Here is a 5,607-nt window from a genome sequence, read left to right as displayed (position 1 = left end):
CAGCCTCTCTGGCGAAGCATCCTGGTGGTGTGGAGTGGGGAGTGCGTCTGGTCCTTGAGAACTCAACAGCGTGCACATTGTCAATGCCAATTTTATTGACCTCGTGCCTGGTCGGTTTTTACCGGTCGGGTCATGAAGCAATTCCTTTTGGATTGAAGATTGTCAGTAGACAGTCAACAGTCAAGATCAACTCGCTGGCACTTCGGTGTTGGTTGTAATTTTTTACGGAGAGTTTGATCCTGGCTCAGGACGAACGCTGGCGGCGTGCTTAACACATGCAAGTCGAACGATGATCAGGAGCTTGCTCCTGTGATTAGTGGCGAACGGGTGAGTAACACGTGAGTAACCTGCCCCTGACTCTGGGATAAGCGTTGGAAACGACGTCTAATACTGGATATGACTACTGGTCGCATGGCCTGGTGGTGGAAAGATTTTTTGGTTGGGGATGGACTCGCGGCCTATCAGCTTGTTGGTGAGGTAATGGCTCACCAAGGCGACGACGGGTAGCCGGCCTGAGAGGGTGACCGGCCACACTGGGACTGAGACACGGCCCAGACTCCTACGGGAGGCAGCAGTGGGGAATATTGCACAATGGGCGAAAGCCTGATGCAGCAACGCCGCGTGAGGGATGACGGCCTTCGGGTTGTAAACCTCTTTTAGTAGGGAAGAAGCGAAAGTGACGGTACCTGCAGAAAAAGCACCGGCTAACTACGTGCCAGCAGCCGCGGTAATACGTAGGGTGCAAGCGTTGTCCGGAATTATTGGGCGTAAAGAGCTCGTAGGCGGTTTGTCGCGTCTGCTGTGAAATCCCGAGGCTCAACCTCGGGCTTGCAGTGGGTACGGGCAGACTAGAGTGCGGTAGGGGAGATTGGAATTCCTGGTGTAGCGGTGGAATGCGCAGATATCAGGAGGAACACCGATGGCGAAGGCAGATCTCTGGGCCGTAACTGACGCTGAGGAGCGAAAGCATGGGGAGCGAACAGGATTAGATACCCTGGTAGTCCATGCCGTAAACGTTGGGCGCTAGATGTAGGGACCTTTCCACGGTTTCTGTGTCGTAGCTAACGCATTAAGCGCCCCGCCTGGGGAGTACGGCCGCAAGGCTAAAACTCAAAGGAATTGACGGGGGCCCGCACAAGCGGCGGAGCATGCGGATTAATTCGATGCAACGCGAAGAACCTTACCAAGGCTTGACATACACCGGAAACGGCCAGAGATGGTCGCCCCCTTGTGGTCGGTGTACAGGTGGTGCATGGTTGTCGTCAGCTCGTGTCGTGAGATGTTGGGTTAAGTCCCGCAACGAGCGCAACCCTCGTTCTATGTTGCCAGCGGGTTATGCCGGGGACTCATAGGAGACTGCCGGGGTCAACTCGGAGGAAGGTGGGGATGACGTCAAATCATCATGCCCCTTATGTCTTGGGCTTCACGCATGCTACAATGGCCGGTACAAAGGGCTGCGATACCGTAAGGTGGAGCGAATCCCAAAAAGCCGGTCTCAGTTCGGATTGAGGTCTGCAACTCGACCTCATGAAGTCGGAGTCGCTAGTAATCGCAGATCAGCAACGCTGCGGTGAATACGTTCCCGGGCCTTGTACACACCGCCCGTCAAGTCATGAAAGTCGGTAACACCCGAAGCCGGTGGCCTAACCCTTGTGGAAGGAGCCGTCGAAGGTGGGATCGGTGATTAGGACTAAGTCGTAACAAGGTAGCCGTACCGGAAGGTGCGGCTGGATCACCTCCTTTCTAAGGAGCATCTGGTCAGTGCTGCTCACCGTCGTGGTGGGTTGGTTGCTGGTCCAGGCGCCCGGTTCGGACCGAACGTGTCCGACGGGTAGCTCATGGGTGGAACATTGACAGTGCAGTCGGGAGCGCGTCTTCTGGTCTCAGTACGCTCGGGTGTCTCTTTGTGAGGTGTCTGGGTTGGAACGGGTCGGGGGGAAGCGGGTTGGCTGGTGCACGTTGTTGGGTCCTGAGGGACCAGGCTTCCTGATCGTCGGGTTGTCTCTTTTGGAGGCGGGTTCGGTGGTTGGGGGTTGGGCCGCAAGGTCCTTCGGTGGGCTGCATGAGGTCAGGCGTTGTGTCTGGTGGAGTGTGGTGCCGATCGTATGTTGAGAACTACACAGTGGACGCGAGCATCTTTAGATTCGCGTCATCGATGATCGTCGGCTTTCGGGTTGGCGTGAAACATGGCGTTGGATCGCAATTTTAATCTTTGTGGTCAAGTTTCTAAGAGCAAACGGTGGATGCCTTGGCATCTGGAGCCGAAGAAGGACGTAGAAATCTGCGATAAGCCTCGGGGAGCTGATAATCGAGCTTCGATCCGAGGATTTCCGAATGGGGAAACCCCGCCAGGCGACTTGTCGACCTGGTGACTCCCGCCTGAATATATAGGGCGGGTAGAGGGAACGTGGGGAAGTGAAACATCTCAGTACCCACAGGAAGAGAAAACAACATGTGATTCCGTGAGTAGTGGCGAGCGAAAACGGATGAGGCTAAACCGATCATGTGTGATAGCCGGCGGGCGTTGCATGGTCGGGGTTGTGGGACACGTCGCTCAGTTCTGCCGGACTGGGACGGTTACAGCGCATCATAGTCGAACCGGTTTGAAAGCCGGGCCGTAGTGGGTGCCAGCCCCGTAGACGAAATGGTGTTATGGCCGGATGTGTATCCCAAGTAGCACGGGGCCCGAGAAATCCCGTGTGAATCTGTCAGGACCACCTGATAAGCCTAAATACTCCCAGATGACCGATAGCGGACAAGTACCGTGAGGGAAAGGTGAAAAGTACCCCGGGAGGGGAGTGAAATAGTACCTGAAACCGTTTGCTTACAAACCGTCGGAGCCTCCTTTGTAGGGGTGACGGCGTGCCTTTTGAAGAATGAGCCTGCGAGTTAGCGATATGTGGCGAGGTTAACCCGTGTGGGGTAGCCGTAGCGAAAGCGAGTCTGAATAGGGCGATTCAGTCGCATGTCCTAGACCCGAAGCGAAGTGATCTATCCATGGCCAGGTTGAAGCGACGGTAAGACGTCGTGGAGGACCGAACCCACTTCAGTTGAAAATGGAGGGGATGAGCTGTGGATAGGGGTGAAAGGCCAATCAAACTTCGTGATAGCTGGTTCTCTCCGAAATGCATTTAGGTGCAGCGTTGCGTGTTTCTCGCCGGAGGTAGAGCTACTGGATGGCCGATGGGCCTCAACAGGTTACTGACGTCAGCCAAACTCCGAATGCCGGTGAGTGAGAGCGCAGCAGTGAGACGGTGGGGGATAAGCTTCATCGTCGAGAGGGAAACAACCCAGACTACCAACTAAGGCCCCTAAGCGTGTGCTAAGTGGGAAAGGATGTGGAGTTGCACAGACAACCAGGAGGTTGGCTTAGAAGCAGCCACCCTTGAAAGAGTGCGTAATAGCTCACTGGTCAAGTGATTCCGCGCCGACAATGTAACGGGGCTCAAGCACACCGCCGAAGTTGTAGATTTCGCACATAGACAAGCCTTCGTGGTTCAGTCGTGCGGAGTGGTAGGAGAGCGTCGTGTGGCGAGTGAAGCGGCGGAGTGATCCAGCCGTGGACGCCACACGAGTGAGAATGCAGGCATGAGTAGCGAAAGACGGGTGAGAAACCCGTCCTCCGAAAGACCAAGGGTTCCAGGGCCAGGTTAATCCGCCCTGGGTAAGTCGGGACCTAAGGCGAGGCCGACAGGCGTAGTCGATGGACAACGGGTTGATATTCCCGTACCGGCGAACAACCGCCCAAGCTAATCCAGTGGTGCTAAGAGTCCTAACCCGGCACTTGTTGATCCCTTCGGGGTGAGACGGGCCGGTCTAACGCTCGACCCCATGCTGGTGCGGTTAGCGTATGAACAGGTGTGACGCAGGAAGGTAGCTGAGCCAGGCGATGGTATCCGTAAGGTGAACCTGGTGTAAGGATGTAGGGCTGACGATAGGCAAATCCGTCGTCTGTACGCCTGAGATCCGACGCGTACCCGTTAAGGGGAAATCAGTGATCCTATGCTGCCGAGAAAAGCATCGACGCGAGGTTGCAGCCGCCCGTACCCGAAACCGACTCAGGTGGTCAGGTAGAGAATACCAAGGAGATCGAGATAATCGTGGTTAAGGAACTCGGCAAAATGCCCCCGTAACTTCGGGAGAAGGGGGGCCGGACACGTGACCGGATTCACTCCGTGAGCGTTGAAGGCCGCAGAGACCAGTGGGAAGCGACTGTTTACTAAAAACACAGGTCCGTGCGAAGTCGCAAGACGATGTATACGGACTGACGCCTGCCCGGTGCTGGAAGGTTAAGAGGAAGGGTCAGCCTCACGGCGAAGCTCTGAATTTAAGCCCCAGTAAACGGCGGTGGTAACTATAACCATCCTAAGGTAGCGAAATTCCTTGTCGGGTAAGTTCCGACCTGCACGAATGGCGTAACGACTTCCCAGCTGTCTCAACCGCGAACTCGGCGAAATTGCACTACGAGTAAAGATGCTCGTTACGCGCAGCAGGACGGAAAGACCCCGTGACCTTTACTATAGTTTGGTATTGGTGTTCGGAGTGGCTTGTGTAGGATAGGTGGGAGACTGTGAAGCGGGCACGCTAGTGTTCGTGGAGTCATTGTTGAAATACCACTCTGGTCACTTTGGATGTCTAACGTAGGACCCTGATCGGGTTCATGGACAGTGCCTGATGGGTAGTTTAACTGGGGCGGTTGCCTCCCAAAGAGTAACGGAGGCGCCCAAAGGTTCCCTCAACCTGGTTGGCAATCAGGTGGCGAGTGTAAGTGCACAAGGGAGCTTGACTGTGAGACTGACAGGTCGAGCAGGGACGAAAGTCGGGACTAGTGATCCGGCAGTGGCTTGTGGAAGCGCTGTCGCTCAACGGATAAAAGGTACCTCGGGGATAACAGGCTGATCTTGCCCAAGAGTCCATATCGACGGCATGGTTTGGCACCTCGATGTCGGCTCGTCGCATCCTGGGGCTGGAGTAGGTCCCAAGGGTTGGGCTGTTCGCCCATTAAAGCGGTACGCGAGCTGGGTTTAGAACGTCGTGAGACAGTTCGGTCCCTATCCGCTGCGCGCGTTGGAAATTTGAGAAGATCTATCCCTAGTACGAGAGGACCGGGATGGACGAACCTCTGGTGTGTCAGTTGTTCTGCCAAGGGCACCGCTGATTAGCTACGTTCGGACCGGATAACCGCTGAAAGCATCTAAGCGGGAAGCCGTCTTCGAGATGAGATTTCCATGCACCTTGAGTGTGAGAGGCTCCCAGCAGACTACTGGGTTGATAGGCCGGATGTGGAAGCGGGGACTAACGACCCGTGGAGCTGACCGGTACTAATAAGCCGAAGACTTGACACACACTTTTTACCCACACCCTTGCGGGTGTGGGGCTCGCGTCCACTTTGTGGTTCCCGACAGACGATCGGGAACAACTGAAACTGAACACCGCGCATGCGCGGAATGGTTTCGAAGCTTCCTCGTTGGAGTGTCGAAATTGTTCCGGTGGTCATAGCGAGAGGGAAACGCCCGGTCACATTCCGAACCCGGAAGCTAAGCCTCTCAGCGCCGATGGTACTGCAAGGGGGACCTTGTGGGAGAGTAGGACGCCGCCGGACTTCTT

3 rRNA genes are annotated in these 5,607 nt (G+C 55.6%); all 3 read left to right on the top strand.

Annotated elements, in window-relative coordinates:
* The first annotated feature begins 221 nt into the window (after positions 1–221).
* The 3 genes from DEJ16_RS15395 (at position 222) to rrf (ending at position 5,602) form a co-directional block, all read left to right on the top strand.
* Positions 222–1,743, top strand: a 16S ribosomal RNA gene (locus DEJ16_RS15395).
* A 473-nt stretch (positions 1,744–2,216) separates the two neighbouring features.
* Positions 2,217–5,345 (top strand): 23S ribosomal RNA (locus DEJ16_RS15390).
* A 140-nt stretch (positions 5,346–5,485) separates the two neighbouring features.
* Positions 5,486–5,602: ribosomal RNA gene (rrf, locus tag DEJ16_RS15385) — 5S ribosomal RNA — on the top strand.
* The 16S, 23S and 5S rRNA genes sit together here, the layout of an rRNA operon.
* Positions 5,603–5,607: the final 5 nt, after the last annotated feature.

This window comes from Curtobacterium sp. MCJR17_055, assembly GCF_003224335.1.
GTDB lineage: Bacteria > Actinomycetota > Actinomycetes > Actinomycetales > Microbacteriaceae > Curtobacterium.
The sequence above is the reverse complement of the archived record's forward strand: the minus strand, read 5'-3'. Positions and strand labels throughout refer to the sequence as shown.